General features: G+C 70.3%; 21 protein-coding genes. 6 read left to right on the top strand and 15 right to left on the bottom strand.

Annotated features, from left to right (window positions below):
• Positions 1 to 13 precede the first annotated feature (13 nt).
• The gene (locus tag JMJ56_RS05600) at positions 14 to 1,471 is read left to right on the top strand and encodes a malonyl-CoA decarboxylase (protein WP_202830582.1); all 1,458 of its coding nucleotides are present in this window, start codon (positions 14 to 16) and stop codon (positions 1,469 to 1,471) included.
• 18 nt (positions 1,472 to 1,489) lie between these two features.
• On the opposite strand, the gene smpB is transcribed toward JMJ56_RS05600, so the two are convergent.
• Entirely contained in the window at positions 1,490 to 1,978 is a 489-nt protein-coding gene (smpB, locus tag JMJ56_RS05595) for an SsrA-binding protein SmpB (protein ID WP_090560719.1), read from the bottom strand.
• A 10-nt stretch (positions 1,979 to 1,988) separates the two neighbouring features.
• A complete protein-coding gene (dapA, locus tag JMJ56_RS05590; RefSeq protein WP_202830581.1) occupies positions 1,989 to 2,867 on the bottom strand; it encodes a 4-hydroxy-tetrahydrodipicolinate synthase in 879 nt (292 codons plus the stop codon).
• A 297-nt stretch (positions 2,868 to 3,164) separates the two neighbouring features.
• Here dapA and JMJ56_RS05585 point away from each other — a divergent pair, with 297 nt between their 5' ends.
• Genes JMJ56_RS05585 through JMJ56_RS05570 form a run of 4 tightly spaced genes read left to right on the top strand, consistent with a single transcriptional unit; the run spans position 3,165 to position 6,929 of the window.
• On the top strand, positions 3,165 to 5,141 hold the full coding sequence (locus tag JMJ56_RS05585) for a lytic transglycosylase domain-containing protein (RefSeq protein ID WP_202830580.1): 1,977 nt from the start codon (positions 3,165 to 3,167) through the stop codon (positions 5,139 to 5,141).
• Positions 5,138 to 5,986: an alpha/beta fold hydrolase gene (locus JMJ56_RS05580; protein ID WP_202830579.1), complete on the top strand. Its 849-nt coding sequence runs from the start codon at positions 5,138 to 5,140 to the stop codon at positions 5,984 to 5,986. Before JMJ56_RS05585 ends, JMJ56_RS05580 begins: the two co-directional genes overlap by 4 nt.
• Before the next feature lie 2 nt (positions 5,987 to 5,988).
• Positions 5,989 to 6,441: a phosphatidylglycerophosphatase A family protein gene (locus tag JMJ56_RS05575; protein WP_202830578.1), complete on the top strand. Its 453-nt coding sequence runs from the start codon at positions 5,989 to 5,991 to the stop codon at positions 6,439 to 6,441.
• On the top strand, positions 6,441 to 6,929 hold the full coding sequence (locus JMJ56_RS05570) for a CinA family protein (RefSeq protein WP_202830577.1): 489 nt from the start codon (positions 6,441 to 6,443) through the stop codon (positions 6,927 to 6,929). Before JMJ56_RS05575 ends, JMJ56_RS05570 begins: the two co-directional genes overlap by 1 nt.
• Here the strand turns inward: JMJ56_RS05570 and JMJ56_RS05565 are convergent, their stop codons facing one another.
• The 11 genes from JMJ56_RS05565 to pdhA form a co-directional block, all read right to left on the bottom strand.
• Entirely contained in the window at positions 6,930 to 7,241 is a 312-nt protein-coding gene (locus JMJ56_RS05565; RefSeq protein WP_268884960.1) for a YraN family protein, read from the bottom strand.
• 68 nt (positions 7,242 to 7,309) lie between these two features.
• The gene (locus JMJ56_RS05560; protein WP_202830576.1) at positions 7,310 to 8,374 is read right to left on the bottom strand and encodes a threonine aldolase family protein; all 1,065 of its coding nucleotides are present in this window, start codon (positions 8,372 to 8,374) and stop codon (positions 7,310 to 7,312) included.
• Between the two features lie 68 nt (positions 8,375 to 8,442).
• Positions 8,443 to 9,066 (bottom strand): glutathione S-transferase family protein, encoded by a 624-nt coding sequence (locus tag JMJ56_RS05555; RefSeq protein WP_202830575.1) that lies wholly within the window; start codon positions 9,064 to 9,066, stop codon positions 8,443 to 8,445.
• Positions 9,067 to 9,139: 73 nt separating this feature from the next.
• On the bottom strand, positions 9,140 to 9,604 hold the full coding sequence (locus tag JMJ56_RS05550; protein ID WP_202830574.1) for a type II toxin-antitoxin system RatA family toxin: 465 nt from the start codon (positions 9,602 to 9,604) through the stop codon (positions 9,140 to 9,142).
• A gap of 5 nt (positions 9,605 to 9,609) precedes the next feature.
• A complete protein-coding gene (gene lipA / locus JMJ56_RS05545) occupies positions 9,610 to 10,581 on the bottom strand; it encodes a lipoyl synthase (protein WP_202830573.1) in 972 nt (323 codons plus the stop codon).
• A 4-nt stretch (positions 10,582 to 10,585) separates the two neighbouring features.
• Entirely contained in the window at positions 10,586 to 11,989 is a 1,404-nt protein-coding gene (gene lpdA / locus JMJ56_RS05540; protein WP_202830572.1) for a dihydrolipoyl dehydrogenase, read from the bottom strand.
• 4 nt (positions 11,990 to 11,993) lie between these two features.
• Positions 11,994 to 12,479 (bottom strand): GNAT family N-acetyltransferase, encoded by a 486-nt coding sequence (locus JMJ56_RS05535; protein ID WP_202830571.1) that lies wholly within the window; start codon positions 12,477 to 12,479, stop codon positions 11,994 to 11,996.
• Complete coding sequence (locus tag JMJ56_RS05530) at positions 12,476 to 12,868, bottom strand: VOC family protein (RefSeq protein ID WP_202830570.1); 393 nt, start codon at positions 12,866 to 12,868, stop codon at positions 12,476 to 12,478. Before JMJ56_RS05530 ends, JMJ56_RS05535 begins: the two co-directional genes overlap by 4 nt.
• Positions 12,865 to 14,238 (bottom strand): pyruvate dehydrogenase complex dihydrolipoamide acetyltransferase, encoded by a 1,374-nt coding sequence (locus JMJ56_RS05525; protein WP_202830569.1) that lies wholly within the window; start codon positions 14,236 to 14,238, stop codon positions 12,865 to 12,867. Before JMJ56_RS05525 ends, JMJ56_RS05530 begins: the two co-directional genes overlap by 4 nt.
• 14 nt (positions 14,239 to 14,252) lie before the next feature.
• Positions 14,253 to 15,683: a pyruvate dehydrogenase complex E1 component subunit beta gene (locus JMJ56_RS05520; protein WP_202830568.1), complete on the bottom strand. Its 1,431-nt coding sequence runs from the start codon at positions 15,681 to 15,683 to the stop codon at positions 14,253 to 14,255.
• 1 nt (position 15,684) lies between these two features.
• Positions 15,685 to 16,710, bottom strand: coding sequence for a pyruvate dehydrogenase (acetyl-transferring) E1 component subunit alpha (gene pdhA, locus JMJ56_RS05515; RefSeq protein WP_202830567.1), 1,026 nt, complete (start codon positions 16,708 to 16,710; stop codon positions 15,685 to 15,687).
• 304 nt (positions 16,711 to 17,014) lie between these two features.
• On the opposite strand from pdhA, the gene JMJ56_RS05510 reads away from it, so the two are divergent.
• Positions 17,015 to 18,037 carry a phytanoyl-CoA dioxygenase family protein gene (locus JMJ56_RS05510; protein ID WP_202830566.1) on the top strand — a complete coding sequence of 341 codons (1,023 nt, stop codon included), beginning with the start codon at positions 17,015 to 17,017 and terminating at the stop codon, positions 18,035 to 18,037.
• 78 nt (positions 18,038 to 18,115) lie between these two features.
• Here JMJ56_RS05510 and JMJ56_RS05505 read toward each other — a convergent pair whose 3' ends face one another.
• On the bottom strand, positions 18,116 to 18,445 hold the full coding sequence (locus JMJ56_RS05505; protein WP_202830565.1) for an FtsB family cell division protein: 330 nt from the start codon (positions 18,443 to 18,445) through the stop codon (positions 18,116 to 18,118).
• A gap of 247 nt (positions 18,446 to 18,692) precedes the next feature.
• Complete coding sequence (locus tag JMJ56_RS05500) at positions 18,693 to 18,854, bottom strand: hypothetical protein (protein ID WP_202830564.1); 162 nt, start codon at positions 18,852 to 18,854, stop codon at positions 18,693 to 18,695.
• Positions 18,855 to 18,868: the final 14 nt, after the last annotated feature.

Here is an 18,868-nt window from a genome sequence, read left to right as displayed (position 1 = left end):
GAAGGACCAACCGATGTCCGAAGTCCTGGAACAAGCCGGCCTCTTCGACCGCGCCCTCCGCCGCGTCACCAGCCTCTGGCGCGACATGGCGGACCGCGTCACCGGCGCCGAGGCGGAGGGCATCGCCGAGCAGATGCGCGCCTGCCTGGAGGACCGCGGCGGGGAGCTTTCCGCCCGCAACCGCGCCGCCAAGCTGGCCCAGGCCTATCTCGGCCTCGACGCGCCTGGCCGCATCGAATTCCTCCGCACCCTCGCCAGCTTCGACTCGGACGAGGCCGCCGTCCGCGCCGCCATGGAGCGCGTCCAGGCCGCCGCCGACGCCACCGAGCGCGCCAGCGCCAAGGCCCGCCTTCGCCGCGCGCTGGAGCCGCCGCGGCTGCGCCTGCTCACCCAGTTCACCACCATCCCCGACGGGGTGAAATTCCTCGTCGACCTGCGCGGCGAGCTGCTGCGTCTGATGGATGGCGACCCGCTCCTCGGCGCGCTGGAGAGCGACATGCGCGGCCTGCTGGCGAGCTGGTTCGATGTCGGCTTCCTCGAGCTGCGCCGCATCGACTGGAACAGCCCCGCCGCCCTGCTCGAGAAGCTCGTCAGCTATGAGGCGGTGCATCGCATCCGCACCTGGCGCGACCTGAAGAACCGGCTCGACAGCGACCGCCGCTGCTACGCCTTCTTCCACCCCCGCATGCCGGAGGAGCCGCTGATCTTCGTCGAGGTAGCGCTGGTCAAGGGCCTTGCCGGCAGCGTGCAGAAGCTGCTCGACGAGAAGGCGCCGGTGCTCGACCCGGCCGGGGCCGACACCGCCATCTTCTACTCGATCAACAACTGCCAGCGCGGGCTGGACGGCATCAGCTTCGGCAATTTCCTGATCAAGCGCGTGGTGGCGCTGCTTGGCGCCGAGCTGAAGGGACTGAAGGCCTTCTCGACCCTCTCCCCCATCCCCGGCTTCTGCCGCTGGCTGAACGAGCGCATCGCCGAGGGCGAGGCCGGGCTGATCACCGAGGAGGAACTCGCCGCCCTCCGCGCCGCCGCTCCCGCCATGCTCGCCCTCCCCGCCCCGGCCGAGGGCGGCGCCGCCACCACCAGCGCGCCCTCCCTCGTGCCGGAGACGCCTTCCCAGACCCTCGCCCGCATTCTCGGCCGCCGCGGCTGGCAACGCGACGAGGGCTTAGCGAAGCTGCTGGAGCCGGTGCTGACGCGCCTCTGCGCCACCTACCTGGTCCAGGCCGCCTCGCCGCGGAACCCGAAGCGCGTGCGCGACCCGGTGGAGCATTTCCACCTCTCCAACGGCGCGCGGATCGAGCGGCTGAACTGGCGGGGCGACATCTCCGACAAGGGGATGCGCGAGAGCGCCGGGCTGATGGTCAACTACCTCTACGACCCGGCCCGGATCGAGGAATACCACGAAGGCTACATGGGCGAGGGCAAGCGCCCCATGGCGAGCGCCATCCGCAAGCTGGCCAGGACCTGAGGCCCGGCCGCGGGCGCGTCAGCCGCGCGCCCGCATCAGCCGCGCCTTGTCCCGCGCCCAGTCGCGCTCGGCGATGGCATGCCGCTTGTCGTGCTTCTTGCGCCCCTCGGCCACGCCGAGCAGCACCTTGGCGCGACCCTTCTCGTTGAAATGGATCTGCATCGGCACGATGGTCGCCCCCTCGCGCGCGATGTTGCCGATCAGCTCCTGCACCTGCTTGCGGTGCAGCAGGAGCTTCCGCGGCCGCGTCGGCTCGAAGCGCGCGACGGTGCTGCCCGCCTGCCATTCGGGGATGGTGCAGTTGAACAGCCACATCTCGCCGTCGCGCTCGCCCGCCCAAGCCTCGGCGAGCGTCGCCCGCCCGGCGCGCAGCGACTTCACCTCCGGCCCGACCAGCGCCAGGCCCGCCTCGATCGTCTCGCCGATCGTGTAGTCGTAGCGCGCCCGCCGGTTCTGCGAGGCGATGCCGTGCGAGATCAGCCCCTTCTTCGTCTTCTTCTCTGCCATGAGGGCATATCTAGTTGAGGAGGCCCACCGATACCATGGCCTCCCGCACCCGCTTCCGTACCGGCTCCGAGACCGGAGCCATCGGCAGCCGGCAATGATCCGTGCCCTTGCCGAGCAGGCTGGCGGCATACTTCACCGGCCCCGGCGAGGTCTCGGCGAAGAGCGCGTCATGCAGCGGCACCAGCCGGTCCTGGATGCCCATCGCCTCGGCCACCCGCCCCTCGCGCCAGGCCTTATGCATCTCCGCGCAGAGCCGGGGCGCCACATTCGCGGTGACGCTGATGCAACCGACGCCGCCCGCCGCATTGAAGGACAGCGCCGTATGATCCTCGCCCGAGAGCTGGATGAAATCCGCCCCGCAGGCCCTGCGCGTGTGCAGCGGCCGCGCCAGGTTCGCCGTCGCATCCTTCACGCCGACGATGTTCGGGTGCTTCGCCAGCCGCGCCATGGTCTCGACGCTCATGTCGATCACGCTGCGCGGCGGGATGTTGTAGATGAAGAGCGGCAGGTCGGCCGCATCCGCCAGCGCCTTGAAGTGGAGGTACATCCCCTCCTGCGTCGGCTTGTTGTAGTAGGGCGTCACGACCAGCGTCGCATCCGCTCCCGCTGCCTTGGCGTGCTTCACGAAGTCGATCGCCTCGGCGGTGCTGTTGCTCCCCGCACCGGCGATCACCGGCACCCGGCCGTGCGCCACCTCGACGCAGAGTTCCACAAGCCGCTTGTGCTCGGCATGGCTCAGCGTCGGGCTTTCGCCCGTGGTGCCGACCGGGATGAGCCCCTCGGTCCCCTCGGTGATCTGCCACTCCACCAGCTCCTGGAAGGCTTTCTCGTCCAGGGATCCATCGCTCCGCATCGGCGAGATCAGCGCGACCATCGATCCCCTGAACATGACCCGTTCCCTCCTTCGGCAAGCCGGCGACATTAGAGCAAACCCCGGAAGGGTGGAAACACCCGACAAGCGGAATTGGCACGCGCGTCCGCGAGCGGGGACGGACCTGGACCGAAGCGGAAAGGGGGCGACGGATTCGATCTAAGGGGAGGGTGGAGCCCCTCCCGCACCCTATTCTGCCGTCGGTCCCCACCGACGCTTCGATCCATGCTCGACAAACCCCGAGGCCTGAAGGTCTTTGGAAACCGTTAGTTTAGCCGTGGGACATGACATGCCGAATTAGGGTAAGACATTCCGATGCGCCGCCGCACCGTACTCGCCTTCCCGCTCGCCCTCGCCCTGCCGCAACCGGCCCCCGCCCAGCCCGTCGCCCCCGCCGGCCCGGAGGCCATGCGCTCCGCCGGCCGCCAGGCCATCGCCTTCGCCAACAGCCAGCGCTGGGCCGAGGCCGATGCCGCCGCCCAGTCCGCCGACCCGCTGATCCGCAAGCTGGTCGCCTGGATGCGCCTGCAATCCCGGTCGAGCGCCGCCACCACCCAGGAAATCGTCGCCTTCGCCCTCGCCAACCCAGGCTGGCCGGCGCAGGACGCCCTCTCCCGCCGCGCCGAGGAGGCACTGGCCGCCGACCCCAACGACGCCCTCGCCGCCGAATACTTCGCCGCCCGCGCGCCCCGCACCCTGGACGGCTACCAGCGCCTCGCCGATGCCCTCGCCCGCGCCGGCCGCAGCGAGGAGGCGGCGAAGATCATCCGCATCGGCTGGCAGGATGCCCCGGCCGATCCGATGGCCGAGCCTGGTTATCTCGACCGCAACGCTGCCAGCCTGACGCCGGAGCACCACTGGCAGCGCTTCGACCGCCTGGCGCTGGCCCGTGAGACCGCCGCCGCCGGCCGTACCCTGGCCTACCTGGACCCTGCCCGGCAGAGCATCGCCGCCGCCCGCCTCGCCTATGCCGCCGACAGCGGCGATGCCGACCTCCCCGCCTTCGCCGCGGCCGCCGCCACCGATCCGGCGCTGGCCTTCGAGCGTGCCCGCTGGCTTCGCCGCCGCGACCGCGACGCCGAGGCCGCCGCCTGCTGGGCGACGAGCCCCGCCCCCTCGCCCGAACTGGCGCGCGCTGCCTGGCCGGAGCGCCAGCTCCTCGCCCGCAAGCTGATCCGCCTCGGCGACCCGCGCGGCGCCTATGCCGTCGCCGCCCGCCACGGCCTGGAGGTCCCCGGCGAGCCGCGCCAGGAGGCCGAATTCCTCGCCGGCTTCATCGCCCTCCGCCGGCTCGACGACGCCGCGTCCGCCGAGCGCCACTTCTCCCTGCTGGCCGAAGGCAGCCGCAGCGTCATCACCCGCGCCCGTGCGCTGTATTGGCAGGGCCGCGCCCTCGCCGCCCGGGGCGATGCCGCCTCCGCCCGTCAGCGCTACGCCGCCGCTGCCGAATATCCTGTCGCCTTCTACGGCCAGCTCGCGGCCCTCGCCCTCGGAGAGGACGGCGCCACCCTCTCCGCCCGCATCGCCCGCACGCCGAGCCCCGCCGCCTCCCCCGGCCTCGCCACCGCCTTCGCCGGCAAGGAGATGGCCCGCCTGGTCCTGGCGCTCGCCGATATCGGCGAGACCCGCCGCGCCCGCACCTTCCTCCTTCGCCTGGAAGAGACCGCTGCCGACCCCGCGGAACGTGTCCTTGCCGCCCAGTTGGCCACCCGCATCGGCCGTCCCGACCATGCCGTCTGGATCGCGCGTCGCGCCGGCGCCTCCGGCCTCATGCTCCTCGCCGATGGCTGGCCCACCCCCTACCCCGCTCCCGCGGATGGGCCCGAGCCGGCCCTCACCTTCGCCATCACCCGCCAGGAGAGCAATTTCGACCTGGAGGCCGTCTCCTCCGCCAATGCCCGCGGGCTGATGCAACTTCTCCCGAGCACCGCCCAGCTCGTGGCCCGGCGCCTCTCCCTGCCCTATGCGGTCGGGATGCTGACCATCGACCCGGTGCTGAACATGCGCCTCGGCTCCGGCTACCTCGCCCAGTTGCTCGACCGCTTCGCTGGCACGCTGCCCTTCGCCATCGCCGGCTACAATGCCGGGCCGGGCCGCGTCGACGAGTGGATCGGCACCTTCGGCGACCCGCGCGACGGCTCGATCGCCATGCTCGACTGGATGGAGCTCATTCCCTTCGGCGAGACCCGCAACTATGTGCAGCGGGTGATCGAGAACATGGCCATCTACCGCGCCCGCGACCCCGCCGCTGCGAGCCAGCCGCATCCGATGACGCGCTGGCTCGCGGCGTGAGCGCACTCCCGCGCCGCATCGCCTTCAGCGCCCGCGACGGCCTCCGCCTCTCCGCCCTGGAATGGCCCGGCGACCCGCGCGCCGTGCCGCTGCTCTGCCTGCCGGGGATCGCCCGCACCGCCCTCGACTTCACCGGCATCGCCCTCCGCCACCGCGGCCGCCGCCGGGTCGTCGCCCTCGACTATGCCGGCCATGGCGACAGCGCCCGCGCCGCCGACCCCACCCGCTACCGGGTGGAGATGGCGATCGGCGACCTGATGGATGCCCTGGCCGCCCTGCACCTGCACCGCGTCGCCCTGCTCGGCACCAGCTTCGGCGGCATCCTGGGCATGGCGCTTGGCATCCTCCGGCCCGGGGCGCTGGCCGCCCTTGCCATGAACGACACCGGCCCCCGGATCGAGCCCATGGGCCTCGAGGAGGTCCGCGCCTTCATCGGCCGCGACCCCGCCTTCGCCACCATCGAGGAGGCCGCCGCCTTCCTCCGCCGGATCCTCCCACCCCTTGGCATCCCCGAGGCGGGCTGGCGCGCCGTCGCCGAAACCACCTACGCCCGCGGCGCCGATGGCCGCCTCCACCCCCGCTGGGACACCCGCATCCTCGCCGCCATGCCTCGCGAGGCCGGCCCGACCGAGCTCTGGCCGCTCTTCCACGGCCTCCCCGCCGTCCCCCTGCTGCTGATCCGCGGAGAGGCCAGCGCCATCCTCTCCGCCGATACCGCCCGACGCATGCGCGCGGCCCGGCCGGAGATGACCTTCGTCTCCCTCCCCGGCATCGGCCACGCCCCGACGCTGATCGAGCCGCCCTGCCTCGCCGCCCTCGACCGATGGCTGGCCCGGCTCGGGTGAGGATGACTCCGTTGCGCTTCATCGCCACCATGGGCGGCATCGGCCTGCTGCGCCCGGCGCCCGGCAGCTGGGGTTCCGCCCTCGTCCTGCCACTCGCCTTGCTTGGCCCCGGCGCCTGCCTGGCACTGGCCCTGCTGCTGACCCTCATCGGCCTCTGGGCGATCGACCGCCTGCTCGCCACGGACCGCGCCGCCGATCCCGGCTGGGTGGTGATCGACGAGGGCGCCGGTCAGCTCCTGGCGCTCGCTGCCTTGCCGCCCTCCCCGACCGGCTGGGGAATCCTCCTTGCCTTCCTGCTCTTCCGGCTTTTCGATGTGACCAAGCCCGGCCCCGTCGGCTGGGCCGATCGCCGGCATGGCCCCTTCGGCATCATGCTGGACGATGTCGTGGCCGGGGCGATGGCGGCCGCGCTCCTGCTGCTGCTGCGCTTCGCCTGGCCGGAGGTGCCCCTGTGATGCTGCCCGCCGACACCCTCGACGCCGCGCAATCCCTGCTCGCCCTGCTCGAAACGCGCCGCCTGACGCTGGCCACCGCCGAGAGTTGCACCGGCGGCCTCATCGCCGCGGCACTCACCGCCATCCCCGGCTCCTCGGCGGTGGTGACGCGCGGCTACGTCACCTATTCCAACGAGGCCAAGGCCGGGATGCTCGGCATCCCCATCGGGGTGATCGAAGGCTACGGCGCCGTCAGCGACACGGTCGCTCGCCGCATGGCCGAGGGTGCGCTGCAAGCGAGCGGCGCCGGCATCGCCGTCAGCTGCACCGGCATCGCCGGCCCCGGAGGCGCGACGCCGGGCAAGCCTGTCGGCCTGGTCCACATGGCCGCCGCCCACCGCGACGGCCGCACCCTGGCGATCCGCAGCGTCTTCCCCGGTGACCGGGCCGCAGTCCGCGCCGCGACCGTCGCCGAGGTGCTGGCCCTCGCTCGCACCCTGGCCGGGTAGCTATTCCAGCCGGAACGCATCCGCGATCCGCCGGACGGTCCCGTCGGCTGCCACCAGCAGCAGGTCGAACCGCACCCCTGCCGCCCCGCGCCCCGGATTCAGGGCAAGCCAGCACTCCCCCGCCCGCAACAGCCTCTCCCGCTGCCGCGGCCCGAGCGCCCCGGCGGCCTCACCGAGGCTCGGCCTCGCCTTCACCTCGATGAAGGCGAGCATGCCCTTCCGCTCGGCGACGAGGTCGATTTCCCCCGCCGCCGTCCGCACCCGCCGCCCGAGCACCAGCCAACCGGAGGCCACGAGCGCCGCCTCGGCCAGCGCCTCGGCCTGCCGCCCAGAAAGCTCAGCCTTGGCGCCTCTCCCTTGGGCCCCGGTTCCGGCCCGGTTCAGCGGCCGATCGCCTCGCGGATCGCCGCCACCGCCTCCTCGATCATCGGCGCCGAGACATCGAGATGGGTGCAGGCCCGGACCCGCCCGCCGAGACCGCTCACCGCGATGCCCTGCAGCGCCAGGCGCGCCTGCAGCGCCTCCACCGTCAGCCCCGTCCCCTTGATGTCGAAGAAGACCAGGTTGGTGTCCGGCTCCTCCACCACGACGCCCTCGATCTGCCGCAGCCCCCGCGCCAGCGCCTTCGCATTGGCATGGTCCTCCGCCAGCCGTTCCACATTGTGGTCAAGCGCATAGAGGCAGGCCGCCGCGCAGATGCCCGCCTGCCGCATGGAGCCGCCGAGCCGCTGCTTCCACCGCCAGGCCTGGCCGATGAACGCATCCGTCCCGCACAGCACCGCCCCGAGCGGCGCGCCCAGCCCCTTGGTGAAGTCGAGCCAGACGCTGTCGTACTGCGCCACCATCTCCTTGGCCGAGATCCCCGCCGCGACGCAGGCATTCATCAGCCGCGCCCCGTCCATATGCGTGGACCACCCCTGCTCATGCGCCACCTTGGCGACGGCATTGAGCTGCGCCAGCGGCCATACCGTTCCGCCGCCGATATTCGCCGTCTGCTCAACCTCCAGCAGCCGCTGCGGCGGCGCGTAGCGCGTCTTCGGCCGGATCACCGCCCGCACGTCATCGGCGCTGAACTGCCCCCGCTCCCCCTTCAAGGGCAAGATTTGCACCCCGGTCAGCGCCGCATGGGTGCCGCCCTCGCTGTGGAGGATGTGGCTCGTCTCATGCGCGACGACCTCATCGCCCTTGCCGCAATGGGTCAGGATGGCGATGACGTTGCACATCGTCCCCGACGGCAGGTAGATCGCCGCTTCCTTCCCCATCAGCGCCGCCATCCGGTCGCAGAGCGCATGCACGGTCGGGTCGTCGCCATGCTGCTCGTCGCCGACCTCGGCGCGCATCATCGCCTCCTTCATCGCCGGGCCTGGCCGGGTCTGGGTGTCGGAATAGAGGTTGATGCGCACCGGCGGGGCACCGGCGGGCGGACGGGCGGGGGCATGGACCATGGCTGAAATCCCTATCGGAGGCGCCGAACCTGCGACCGCCCGGCCGCGCTGGCAACACCCCCGCGGCGTCAGATATGCTTCGCCCAGACCGGCCCCGCCCGCGGCCGCGCTGCGACCGCCCGGGCGATGCCCTCCACCTTCGGGCAATTGGCCGGCGTCCACTCCCGCCCACCCATCCAGCGCGACAGGAAGGCGAGGTAGAGATCGGCCACCGAGAACCGCTCCCCCAGCAGCCAGGGCGCCGGCTCGATCTGCGCCTCGACCAGCCGCCAGATGTCCCGCCCCATCTCGAAGGCCCGTGCCCGGATCGCCGGCGCATAGGCCGGGTCGGCGCTGAACCGCTCCGGATAGTCACCCCGAGTCACGCAAGGGTAAAACTCGCCCGCGAGCAGCGCCATCCAGCGCAGCGCAACCGCCCGCGCCGGATCGCCCGGCGGCGGCAGCAGCCCGGCCTCGGGGTGGCGGTCCACCAGCGTCAGCAGGATGGCGAGACTCTCCGTCACCACCGTCCTGTCCGGCAGGAGCAGCGTCGGCACCCGCCCCATCGGATTGATCCGCCGGTACTCCTCGGCGAGCTGGTGGTCGCCCTCCAGCGGCACCGCGCGCAGCTCCACCGGCGCGCCGATCTCGGCCAGCGCCATCTCCACCGGGGCCGAGCCCGACCCCTTGTCGCCATAAAGGATGTAGGTCATGGCGCCGAGCCTGCCGCACCCGCCGCGCCGGCCGCCAACACAAAAGCCTGATGCCCGCGATCAGCCCCGCTGATCAGGCCGCCGGCACCGGGCTCGGCGTCCCGTTCGGCCGCCCGTAGAGCTGCATCGCCCGCCGCTCGAAGGACCGGACCATCAGCCGCACCGCCTCGTTGAACACGGTGCCGATCACCGCCTGCAACAGCCGCGAGCGGAACTCGAAGTCGACGAAGAACTCCACCTGCGTGCCATGCGGATGCGGCACGAACTTCCAGTGGTTGTTCAGGTAGCGGAAGGGCCCGTTCAGGTACCGCACATGGATGTCGTGCGGCCGCTCCAGCTGCACCTCGCTGCGGAAGGTCTCGCGGAACAGCTTGAAGCCGATGGTGAGGTCGGCGACCAGCTTGTCCTCGGCCTGCGAGATCACCCGCGCGCCCACGCACCAGGGCAGGAATTCAGGATAGCGCCGCACATCCGCGACAAGCGCGAAGAGCTGCTCCGGGGTGTAGCGCAGCAAGCGCTTCTCGGCATGGGTCGGCATGGGGCTTAGGTGGCGCCGCCCGGCGACGTGACAACCGGCGCCTGGGCAAGCTGCCGCTCCCGCGCCGCCCTGAGGGCCGCGAAATCGCGATCCGCATGATAGCTGCTGCGGGTCAGCGGCGTCGCCGAGACCAGCAGGAAGCCCTTGGACCGCGCCATCCGCGCATAATCCTCGAACTCGTCCGGCGTCACGAAACGGTCCACCGCCGCATGCTTCACGCTCGGCTGGAGATATTGCCCGATGGTGAGGAAATCGACCTCGGCGCTCCGCATGTCGTCCATGACCTGCAGCACCTCGATCCGCTCCTCGCCAAGCCCGACCATCAGCCCCGACTTGGTGAAGATGGTGGGATCGAGCCGCTTCACCCCGTCCAGCAGCCGGAGCGAGTGGTAGTAGCGCGCCCCCGGCCGGATGTTCGGATAGAGCTTCGGCACCGTCTCGAGGTTGTGGTTGAAGACATCCGGCCGCGCCTCGACCACGATCTCGAGCGACCCGTCCTTGCGGAGGAAGTCCGGCGTCAGCACCTCGATGGTCGTCTCCGGCGTCGCCGCCCGGATCGCCCGGATGGTCTCGGCGAAATGCCTGGCCCCGCCATCCTTCAGGTCGTCCCGGTCCACGCTGGTGATCACCACATGCCTGAGGCCGAGCGTCGCCACCGCCTCGCCCACGCGCCGCGGCTCGTCGGCGTCGAGCGCCTTCGGCAGCCCCGTCGCCACGTTGCAGAAGGCGCAGGCCCGGGTGCAGGTCTCGCCCATGATCATCATGGTGGCGTGGCGCTGCGACCAGCACTCGCCGATATTCGGGCAGGCCGCCTCCTCGCAGACCGTGACCAGCTTCTGGTCCCGCATCAGCGCCCGGGTCTCATGATAGATCGGGTGCGTCGGCGCCTTCACCCGGATCCAGCTCGGCTTGCGCTGGATCGGGTTGTCAGGCCGATGGACCTTCTCGGGATGCCGGATTTCGATGCGGGTCGCCATGGGCCTACATGTGGATCACGCGGCCATAGGCATCAAGCACCGCCTCATGCATCGCCTCCGAAATCGTCGGGTGCGGAAAGATGCTCTGCATCAGCTCCTCCTCCGTCGTCTCCATGGTCTTGGCGATGGTGTAGCCCTGGATCATCTCCGTCACCTCCGGCCCGACCATATGGGCGCCCAGCAGCTCCCCGGTCTTGGCGTCGAAGATGGTCTTGATCAGCCCCTCCGGCTCGCCCATGGCGATCGCCTTGCCGTTGCCGATGAAGGGGAAGCGCCCGACGCGCAACTCGTGCCCCGCCTTCTTCGCCGCCTCCTCGGTCAGGCCGACGCTCGCCACCTGCGGCCGGCAATAGGTGCAGCCGGGGATGTTGAGCACCTCCATCGGATGCACACCCTCGATGCCGGCGATGGTCTCGACGCAGAGGATGCCCTCATGGCTCGCCTTGTGCGCCAGCCAGGGCGCCCCGGTCAGGTCGCCGATGGCATAGACGCCCGGCTCTCCCGTCCGGCAGTACTGGTCGATGACGACATGCGTCCGCTCGACCTTCACCTTGGTCCCTTCAAGCCCGATATCCTCGACATTGCCGACGATGCCGACCGCCGAGATCACCCGGTCGGCCGTGACCTCCTGCACCTTCCCCCCCGCCTCGATGACCGCGGTGACATTGTCCGCGCCCTTGCGCAGCCCCTGCACCTTGGCCTCCGTCAGGATCTTCATCCCCTGCTTCTCGAAAGCCTTGCGGACGAAGGCGCTGATCTCGGCGTCCTCGACGGGGAGGATGCGGTCCATCACCTCGACCAGCGTCACCTGCGCCCCGAGATTGAGGTAGAAGCTGGCGAACTCCGCCCCGATCGCACCCGAGCCGATGACGATCAGCGACTTCGGCATGGTGGGCGGCACCATCGCCTCCTTGTAGGACCAGACGAGCTTGCCGTCGGCCTCGAGGCCCGGCAGCGTCCTCGCCCGTGCCCCCGTCGCCAGGATGATGTGCTTCGCCGCCAGCTCGGCGACCGGCTTGCCGTCCTTGCTGACCGACATCTTGCCCGGCCCCGCGAGCTTGCCTTGCCCGTCGAAGACCGTGACCTTGTTCTTCCGCAGCAGGTGCTTGACGCCGCCCGAAAGCTGGTTGGCCACCGCCCGGCTACGCTTCACGATCTTGCCGATGTCGAAGCGGATGTTGTCGGCCGCGAAGCCATAGGCATCGAGCGTATGCAGCAGGTGGTTGATCTCGGAGGAGCGCAGCAGCGCCTTGGTCGGGATGCAGCCCCAGTTGAGGCAGATGCCACCCAGATGCTCCCGCTCCACCAGCGCCGTCTTCATGCCGAGCTGCGCCGCGCGGATGGCGGCGACATAACCGCCGGGCCCGCCACCGAGGACGACGAGGTCGAAGCTCTGGGTCTCTGCCATGGGTTCATTCCTCCCGCGTGGCGAGCGCCTCGAGCGCCGCGCCGCTGAGCCGTTGCAGGGTCCACCCCTCGCGCGGCAGCGCGCCGATGGAGCGGTAGAAGGCGATGGAAGGCGCGTTCCAGTCGAGCACCGACCATTCCATGCGGCCGCACCCGGCCGTCATGGCCCGCCTTGCGAGGTCCGCGAAGATCGCCCGCCCGATGCCGCGCCCGCGCGAGCCGGGCTCGACGAAAATGTCCTCGAGATAAAGCTTCGGCGCGCCGTCGAAGGTGGAGACGCTATAGAACCAGAGGGCGAAGCCTACCGGCCTCCCCTCCCACTCGGCAATCAGCGCCCAGGCACGCGGCGTCTCGCCGAAGAGCAGGCGACGGAAATGCTCTTCCGTCGCCGTCACCTCATGCAGCAGCCGTTCATACTCCGCGAGCGCCCGGACGAAATGCAGGACGAGGCCAAGATCGTCCGGGCTGGCGTCGCGCAGGCGAAGGGTCATGCGTGCTCCCCGTGGCAGACCGCCTCGACGCGGTTGCCGGCCGGATCGCGCAGGAAAGCCGCGTAATAGTGCGGATGGTAGTGCGGCCTGAGCCCAGGCGCCCCGTCGTCCGCCCCTCCGGCAGCCAGGCCGGCTTGCCAGAAGCGATCGACCGCCACGCGGCCCGGCGCCTTGAGGCACCAGTGCCGGCCCGGCGCCGCCTCCGGCATGGCGCCGAGTCGGATGGACAGGTAGCTCCGCTCCGGACTTGCAGCATCGGCCCGGAGGCCATAGCCCAGCCAGTGCTCGTCCCGCCCGACCGTCGGCACGCCGAGCGCCGCCATCACCGCGTCATAGAAGCGCGCGGCAGCGGCGATGTCCGGCACCGTGATCGAGACATGGTCGATCACAGCATCAGGCTCAGCGGGTCCTCGATGACGCCCTTCAGCGCCTGCATGAACTCCGCCGCCAGCGCGCCGTCGATGACGCGATGGTCGACCGAGAGCGTGCAGGTCATCACCGTGGCGACCGCCAGCTCGCCCTTCCGCACCACCGGCCTCTGCTCGCCCGCCGCGACGGCCAGGATGCCGGCCTGCGGCGGGTTGATGATGGCGCTGAAGTCCCGCACGCCATACATCCCCATATTCGAGATGCTGAACCCGCCGCCCTGGAATTCCTCCGGCTTCAGCTTGTTCGCCTTGGCGCGCGAGGCGAGGTCCTTCATCTCGTTGCTGATCGTCGTCAGCCCCTTCTGGTCGGCCTTTCGGATGATCGGCGTGATCAGCCCCGTCGGCGTCGAGACCGCGACCGAGACATCGACGTCGTGGAACTGCAGGATCGCCTCGTCCGTCCACATTGCGTTGACGTTCGGGAAGCGCCTGAGCGTCGCCGCCACCGCCTTGATGACGAGGTCATTGACCGAGAGCTTGAACGCCCCCGGCCCGTCCTTGGCGGACTTGGCATTGAGGTCGGCGCGCAGCTTCAGCAGCGCGTCGATCTCGAAATCCATCGTCACGTAGAAATGCGGGATGGTCTGCTTCGACTCCGCCAGCCGCCTGGCGATGACCTTGCGGATGGTGGAATTCGGCACCGGCGTATGCGGCGCCGTGACCACCGGCGCAGGCGCCGCCGGCTTCGGTGCCGGAGCGGCCGCCGGGGCCTGCGCGGCCGGTGCCGGCTGCGCCGCCGGCGCTGCCTTCGGCCGGTTCAGCGCCGCCTCGACATCCGCCTTGACGATCCGCCCCGCCGGGCCGCTGCCGCTGATGCCGCCGAGGTCGAGCCCTGCCTGCTGCGCCATCCGCCGCGCCAGCGGCGAGGCGAAGACGCGCTCATCCCCCTTGGCATGCCCATTGGCGACAGGCGGCAGCGGCTGCGGATTGAGCGATTTCTGCTCCGCCGGCTTCGGCGCCTCGATCGGCTGCTCGGCCGCACCCGCGACCTTGCCCCCATCCGCCTTCACCGCCTCCAGCGCCGGGCCGGAGGGCGACTCATTCCCCGCCGACTTGCTGCCGCCGCCACCACCGCTTGGCACCGCCTCGCCCGGCTCCACCAGCACGGCGATGGTGTCGTTCACCTTCACGCCCTGGGTGCCGTCGGCGACGAGGATCTTGCCGAGCACGCCCTCGTCGACGGCCTCGACCTCCATCGTGGCCTTGTCGGTCTCGATCTCGGCGATGATGTCGCCCGCCTTGACCTGGTCGCCTTCCTTCTTGAGCCAGCGCGCCAGCGTGCCTTCCGTCATGGTCGGCGAGAGCGCAGGCATCAGGATATTGGTCGCCATCTCCCCGCTCCCCCTTACTTGTAGGTCACGCGCTTCACCGCATCGACGATCTCGGGGATCGTCGGCAGCGCCAGCTTCTCGAGGTTCGCCGCATAGGGCATCGGCACGTCCTTGCCGCAGACGCGCACCGGCGGCGCATCCAGCCAGTCGAAGGCCGCCTCCATCACCTGCATGGCGATCTCGGTGCCAATATTGGCGTAGGGCCAGCCCTCCTCCACCGTCACAAGCCGGTTCGTCTTGCGCACCGACTCCGCGATGGTCTCCGCATCCAGCGGCCGGATGGAGCGCAGGTTGATCACCTCCGCCTCGATCCCCTGCTTCGCCAGCTCCTCGGCCGCCTGCATCGCCCAGGTCACGGCGATGGAATAGGCGACGATGGTGACGTCCTTGCCCGCGCGCTCGACCTTCGCCTTGCCGATCGGCACGATGAAGTCATCCGCCGTGGGGCAGTCGAAGGTGTGCCCGTAGAGGATCTCGTTCTCCAGCACGATCACCGGGTTGGGGTCGCGGATCGCCGCCCGCAGCAGCCCCTTGGCATCCGCAGACGACCAGGGCGCCACCACCTTCAGCCCCGGCACATGCGCATACCAGCTCGCATAGCACTGGCTGTGCTGCGCCGCGACGCGCGCCGCCGCCCCGTTCGGCCCGCGGAAGACGATCGGGCACCCAAGCTGCCCGCCGCTCATGTAGAGCGTCTTGGCGGCGCTGTTGATGATCTGGTCGATCGCCTGCATGGAGAAGTTGAAGGTCATGAACTCGACGATCGGCTTCAGCCCCGTGAAGGCCGCCCCCACCGCCATGCCCGTGAATCCATGCTCGGTGATGGGCGTGTCGATCACGCGCCGCGCCCCGAACTCGTCGAGCAGGCCCTGGCTGATTTTGTAGGCGCCCTGGTACTGCGCGACCTCCTCGCCCATGAGGAAGACCTTGTCGTCCGCCCGCATCTCGAGCGCCATCGCATCGCGCAGCGCCTCGCGTACCGTCATCGGCTTGGTCGGGCCCCAATCCTTCTCCGGCGCCGCCGCCGCCTCGCCCATTTTGGCGGCGCCTTCCTTCCGGTCGGCCCCGCGCTGCGCGACCGCGCCGTAATCCTCGGCCTGCTTCGCCACCTCGCCGACCTCGGGGCTGGCGGCCGCTGGCGGTGCCGGCTGCTGCGGCATCGCCGTATCCTGCCCCGGCGCCGTACCCTTCGAGCCGCCCGCGCCGCCGCCATCCAGCTCGGCGATCGGCGAGTTGACGGCGACGCCCTCCGTGCCCTCGGGCACGACGATCTTCGTCAGCGTCCCCTCATCGACCGCCTCGACCTCCATCGTGGCCTTGTCGGTCTCGATCTCGGCGATCACATCGCCGGACTTCACCGCATCGCCTTCCTTCTTCAGCCAGCGGGCGAGCTTCCCCTCCGTCATCGTCGGAGAGAGCGCCGGCATCAGGATCTCGACACCCATCTCAGCGCGCCTCCACCAGCACATCGGTCCAGAGCTCGGCCTCGTCCGGCTCCGGGCTCGACTGCGCGAAGTCGGCCGCCTCCTGGACCACCGCCTTCACCTCGTCATCGATCTTCTTCAGCGCCGCCTCGTCGAGGCCGCCCTCCAGCAGCAGCTTGCGCGCCGTCTCGATCGGGTCGGACTGCTCGCGCATCTTCTGCACCTCCTCGCGGGTGCGGTACTTCGCCGGGTCGGACATGGAATGCCCGCGATAGCGATAGGTCTTCATCTCCAGCAGGTACGGGCCGCGCCCTTCGCGGCAATGCGCCGTCGCCCGCTCCCCGGCCTCCTTCACGGCCATCACGTCCATGCCGTTGACCTGCTCGCCGGGGATGCCCCAGGCCGCGCCGTTCTTCGACAGGTCGCGCGAGGCGCTGGCCCGCTCAACGCTGGTGCCCATGCCGTACTTGTTGTTCTCGATGATGAAGATCACCGGCAGCTTCATCAGCGCCGCCAGGTTGAAGCTCTCGAAGACCTGCCCCTGGTTGGAGGCGCCCTCGCCGAAATAGGTCAGCGAGACGTTCCGCGACTCCCGGTACCAGTTGGCGAAGGCGAGCCCGGTGCCGAGCGAGACCTGCGCGCCGACGATCCCATGCCCGCCGAAGAAGCCCTTCTCCCGGCTGAACATGTGCATGGAGCCGCCCTTGCCGCGCGAATAGCCGCCCGCCCGCCCGGTCAGCTCGGCCATGACGCCGCGCGCCTCCATCCCCGTCGCCAGCATGTGGCCGTGATCGCGGTAGGAGGTGATGACTTGGTCGCCCGGCTCCAGGCAGGCCTGCATGCCGACGACGACCGCTTCCTGCCCGATATAGAGGTGGCAGAAGCCGCCGATCAGCCCCATGCCGTAGAGCTGGCCCGCCTTCTCCTCGAAGCGGCGGATCAGGAGCATGTCCCGATAGGCCTGCAGCAGCTGATCCTGCGTCATGGGCGGCGCCGACGCCGCCTTTCCACGGCGCTTCGCGCCTGTGGCTTCCGCTGCCTGAGCCATGCGGTCCCCTCCCTTGCCTGCGATCTCGTCCCTGCCCGAAATACGCGTCCCAGGCCTCTACGACAAGCGAGAGCCTCTGAAAAAACCGAGTTGCCGCAATGAAATACGGCGATTAACCAGATTTCGGTTAACAGACGTTGTGTGCATCGCAGCAGGCATCTGGCCTGTTGCTCCGCCCTGCCAGCAAGCGCAAGAAGCGCAAAGCGGTTCCGCCCGGGCGTGAAGCTTCCGGCACCGCTTGACGCGCTGCGCCCCAACCTCGGATAACCGCGCCTCGCATTCCCGTGACCGATCGGAGGGCTCGATGCCTGGCTGGACCGGCTGGCTGCTAGCCCCCCTGCATGCCCTGGCGCTGGCGACCGGCGCAAAATCCTTCCGCGGCAACCCCCTCCTCGGCAGCCCCGCGCTGAACCGCATGGGCCTCCATTTGGCCCGTAAGCGACTGGCCGCCCGCCTCGCCGCCCGCCGCCGCGCCGGGCTGGCCGCAGCCCTCGGCCCCGCCGACCGCGCCCGCTTCGATCGCGACGGCTACCTCGTCATCCCCGACTTCCTGCCGCCCACGCTCTTCGCCCGGCTACGCGCCGAGCTGCTCAGCCAGCAGGCGCCCGCCCGCGAGTTCGTCGACGGCTACACGCTGACGAGGCTGATCCCCCTCGATGCCGTCACCCTGCCCGGCCTGCCCGCCACCGCCGAGGCCCTTGCCTCGCCCCGCTACCGCGCCCTGCACGACTATGCCGGCTCTCACCGCCTCGCTCCGCATCGCTTCGTGCAAACCGTCTTCAGCGGCATCCGCGACGCACCGCCCGACGTGCAGAGCCATTTCCACACCGACACTTTCCATCCGACGGTGAAATCCTGGCTCTTCCTCACCGATGTCCCGGGCGATGCGGCCGCCTTCACCTATGTCCCCGGCTCCCACCGCCCGAACCGCCGGCACCTGGCCTGGGAACGCCGCCTCTCCATCACAGCGGCGCAGCACGCGGACCGGCTCACCGGCGAAGGCTCGCTCCGCATCGACGAGGCACGGCTTGCCCGCCTCGGCTATCCGCCCGCGCGGAAGCTCGCCGTCCAGGCCAACACGCTTGTCATCGCCGATACCAGCGGCTTCCACCGGCGCGGCATCAGCGAGGGTGCCGCCTGCCGCATCGCCATCTGGGCCTATGCGCGCGGCAATCCCTTCATACCCTGGGCAGGGCTTGGCCTCGCTGGTGCGGGTGGGCGGAAGATCCGGGCCCTCTGGGCCATGCAGGACGCCGTGGCGCGCCTCACCGGGCGCGGCAACGGTTGGAAGTGGGTCGGCATCCGGAGCCCTGCCGCACCGCCTTGAGGCGGGGCCGGAGGCAGTGCCCCCCATCTCTCAAAGTCTCCCCGTCAAAGGCCGAGGGGCCTTCGGCAACCAGTAGCATCAGTACAACCGCCGCTGCGCCTCGTAGGGCACGACGATCTCATCCTTGTTGACGAGGTTCAGCAGCGTCCGCGCCCGCTCATCCAGCTCGTCCCGGTCGATGCGCTCGCCGCGCAACCCGTTTACCTTCCGCTCCATCGAGTCACGCTCCGCCTCGGCACGCGCCAGCGTGGCCCGAGCGTCGACGATCTGCTGCTGCTTCTGCTCCCGCGCCAGCAGGCCGCTTTCGCCATGCAGCGAGTGCCACACGAAATAGCCGCAGAGCAGCGCCAGCCCCACCGGCGGCAAGGCCTCCGCCAGCTTGCGCTTCACCGCACGTCCAAAGGACATGTCCGGAATCCCCCAATCCCCGATGCTATAAGCACCAGCGCCGGCGCCACTGGCAAGCACGATCCCCGCTTCCACCGGCGATTCGGACCACCATCCGCAACCATGCTTGTCCAGGGTGCCCTTCGGCAGCGTTCGACGGGCGAAGCGAGCGGCATCCGGGCTCCCGCAACAGACGCGACGCGGTCTTGCCGGCAGCGCCAGAGCAGACTCTGCTCAGGTGGAACCACCCGGGCGGAGCAGTTGCCCGTTAAACAACAAACCAGACCAGGCTCCGCGCCTCCTCGCTGTCGAACAGCATCCGGATCAGCGCCTCCAGCGCCTCGTGCCGCGCCGCATGGTCGGCGACGGCCGCCTCGCTCTCCGCCTCCCGCCCGAGCACCACCCGGTCGAGGGCCCGGACGACATCCACCCGCCGCCAGCCCT

The organism is Belnapia arida, from assembly GCF_016773205.1.
Lineage (GTDB): Bacteria > Pseudomonadota > Alphaproteobacteria > Acetobacterales > Acetobacteraceae > Belnapia > Belnapia arida.
The sequence above is the reverse complement of the archived record's forward strand: the minus strand, read 5'-3'. Positions and strand labels throughout refer to the sequence as shown.